The sequence below is a fragment of the Oleiphilus sp. HI0132 genome (genome assembly GCF_001635845.1).
On sequence record NZ_LWGJ01001154.1, the window covers coordinates 1 to 2,984 of the forward strand.

At 40.8% G+C, this 2,984-nt stretch carries 4 protein-coding genes; all 4 read right to left on the minus strand.

Translation table 11 applies throughout. The annotated features are described in order from the left end of the window. Positions 1 to 429, minus strand: a 429-nt coding sequence (locus tag A3766_RS16025; RefSeq protein ID WP_197479597.1) for a glutathione peroxidase, incomplete at its 3' end; no start/stop codon positions are given. A gap of 215 nt (positions 430 to 644) precedes the next feature. Beyond that, entirely contained in the window at positions 645 to 2,219 is a 1,575-nt protein-coding gene (locus A3766_RS16030; protein ID WP_068511008.1) for a cryptochrome/photolyase family protein, read from the minus strand. 29 nt (positions 2,220 to 2,248) lie between these two features. Next, positions 2,249 to 2,545 (minus strand): TIGR03643 family protein, encoded by a 297-nt coding sequence (locus A3766_RS16035; protein WP_068511006.1) that lies wholly within the window; start codon positions 2,543 to 2,545, stop codon positions 2,249 to 2,251. A 123-nt stretch (positions 2,546 to 2,668) separates the two neighbouring features. Further along, the coding region (locus A3766_RS16040; RefSeq protein ID WP_197479598.1) for an OsmC family protein at positions 2,669 to 2,984 on the minus strand (316 nt) is incomplete at its 5' end.

Here is a 2,984-nt window from a genome sequence, read left to right on the forward strand (position 1 = left end):
GCTGATTGGCTGTACAGACGATTGAAAATGCTGAATGGTTTTCTTGTCTTTACTTATTAAATATTTGTTGAAGTTCCAGCTTGGTTCAATACCTGTTTTTTGGGTTAATGATTTGAAAAATTCATTTTTCTTTTCACCAGTGACTGAGCTTGTGGAAACCATGTTGAAAGTTACGCCGAAGTTTATAAAGCATACGCTAGCCGTTTGCTCTTCGGACTTGGATTCTTGATTAAAATCATTCGATGGGAAGCCGACAATTTCAAGGCCCTGATCTTTGTATTTTTGATATAGCTTTTCCAGTTGCTTGAATTGAGGAGTAAAGCCGCAGTGGCTCGCTGTATTGACAACCAGTAATACCTTGTCATTAAATTTTTCGCAAAAATTGACGGTCTTGTGTGAATGCAGTTTGTTTGTTTCAAACTCAAGCATGGGGTCACAGTTTGAATGCTCAAGGCTCGAATACTCTAGGCTTGGATCGGCTGAGCTTGAGAAACTGGCGAGGAGTACGACTATAAAACTCGCCAATATTAAGCTGTTTTGACCTAGGGTTTTCGCAAAAAATGAGTTCATAGTGTATGTACCTGTGTTTCTGCATTTATCTAAGTAGTACGCGTATTGTCTAAAAGTAGATCACCATTACTGCGCTATAGAGTGTCGAGGTTATCTAGCAGTTTTTGAGCGTGCTGCAAAATTTCAGATTGTTGTGGCTCGTCAATACGATGCCATGTTTTATAGGGGAAGGCCATTCTTGGGTTTTTCTTAAACGTTTTTTTATGAGTATCTAAAAAATGCCAGTACAGGCTGTTGAATGGGCACGCTTTGCTGCCGGTTTTTTCTTTTACTGAGTAGTGACAGCTTTTGCAGTGGTCGCTCATTTTATTTATGTAGTTGCCACTAGCAGCATAAGGTTTTGTGGCAATTAACCCACCGTCTGCCGACAGCGCCATACCACGAGTATTGGGTAGTTCGACCCATTCTATTGCGTCTATATAAATACCTAGATACCAAGCGTCTACGTCATCTGGGTTAAGTCCGGTAAGCAAAGCAAAGTTTCCGGTTATCATTAAGCGCTGAATGTGGTGGGCGTATGCGTAGTTGAGTGATTGTGTAATGGCTTTGTTTAGGCAATTCATTTTGGTGTTTCCATCCCAAAACCATTTTGGCAGTGGACGGGTAGCAGTAAGTGCGTTGAGGCTTGAAATTTCTGGCATGTTGATCCAGTACATGCCTCTAACGTATTCGCGCCAGCCTAATATTTGGCGAATAAAACCTTCCACTTGAGCTAAATTTATTTGTGCAATGGAAGGGTTTTGTTGTGATTTCTCAAATGCATTAATGGCAGCTTGAATAACATCAAGCGGGTGTAGCATTTTGGTATTTATAGAAAAACTTAAGCGCGAGTGATATAGGCTCCAAGCATGATCGGAATTTTGCGTCATGGCATCTTGAAACCGGCCAAAATTAGGCAAACAGGTTGTGCAAAAATGCTGCAATATTTTTTTTGATTGCGCACGGCTGCATGGCCACAATAAGTTAGGTTCTTGTTTGCCCATAACCTTGATTTGGTGACGCTTTAAGCGTTGCAATATATCGCTGACTTCATTGGCAAATATTAATGGTTGTGGAATGGCCGCTAGGTCATCTTTTTTGAAGGTGTTGCGGTTATCAGCATCGAAGTTCCATTGGTCGCCAATGGGCTTGTCGTTTTCCATTAATATATTGAAGCGTTTGCGCATGGCGCGATAAAAGTTTTCCATGCGCACATGTTTGCCTTGGTTGAAGTACTTTGGAATATCTTCAAAGGGCAAGATAAAGTGTTCGGTGTCAAAGCAAGTTATTTCAAGGGTTTGTTTTGTTTTTGCTGATAGTTCATTTAATTGTTGTAGCAACCGATATTCGTCTGGTCGCTGATACTGAATTACTGAGCAATGATGAGTTGTTGCGATGCTAATGAGTAGTTCGTTAAGTGTTTTATATTCAGCGGTATCGTCGAGGGTTAAGTGGCGAACATGGTGCCCGGCTTTTATTAATGCTTCGGAAAAGTTTTGCATCGATTTAAAAAATGCACAGGTTTTTTGCACGTGATGTTTTACGTAAGTTTGTTCTTGGTGCAGTTCGGCAATAACATAAAGTACGCTTGGATCTTTCGTTTTAAACCAAGAGTGATCGGCGTTTAATTGGTCGCCTAATATTAAACGTAATGTCTTATAGCTTTGCATGGCGTTTGTCTTTTGGTTTGTGTTTTATTTTAGTTCTTGTTTTTATATTGCGTCGGGCTATATGCACGGCCAGTGGTAAAAGACCTTAATGATAAATGTTTGGTTTTACGACCGCTCACGCGCTGACGCCAGTTTTTGAAGGTCTTTTGTTTTAGTGAAGCGCGCATTAATGAAATAACGCGAGGTTCTGTCAGACCAAATTGAAGCTCAATGGCTTCAAAGGGTGTTCTGTCTTCCCATGCCATTTCTATTATCCGTGATTTTTCATCGTCGGATAATATGGGTTTAGAATGATTACTGAAGTTCGGTTCTGAAGGGTGTGTCATTACCAGTAAGCCTATAAATAAACATTAATGTTTGTTTCTTTTAATAGTCTTACTGATAAAAACAGGTTTTGGATCATTTAAGGGTTAGTGTTTATAAATTAAAAGCATTAGATGGTAGTAGGTCTATTCGACTAAAGTGGTTACCACATGCGGGTTGTTGTGCAGGGTTTTATGCACTGGGCAGCGGTCGGCAATTTGTATAATGCGCTCTTTTTCTTCGGCGCTTAATGGGCCTATTAGTTGCACCTTGCGAATCAGGGCTTCCATTTTTGAGTTTCCATCTTCTGTTTTACTGCAGTCGTCTACGTAATTGCGTTCGTGGGAAAGCGATACTTCAACATGCTCTAGTGGTAATTTTTTGTGGGTGGCGTACATGCGAATGGTCATTGCTGTGCATGCTCCAAGCGCTGCTAGCAGGTGTTCGTATGGGTCTGGGCCG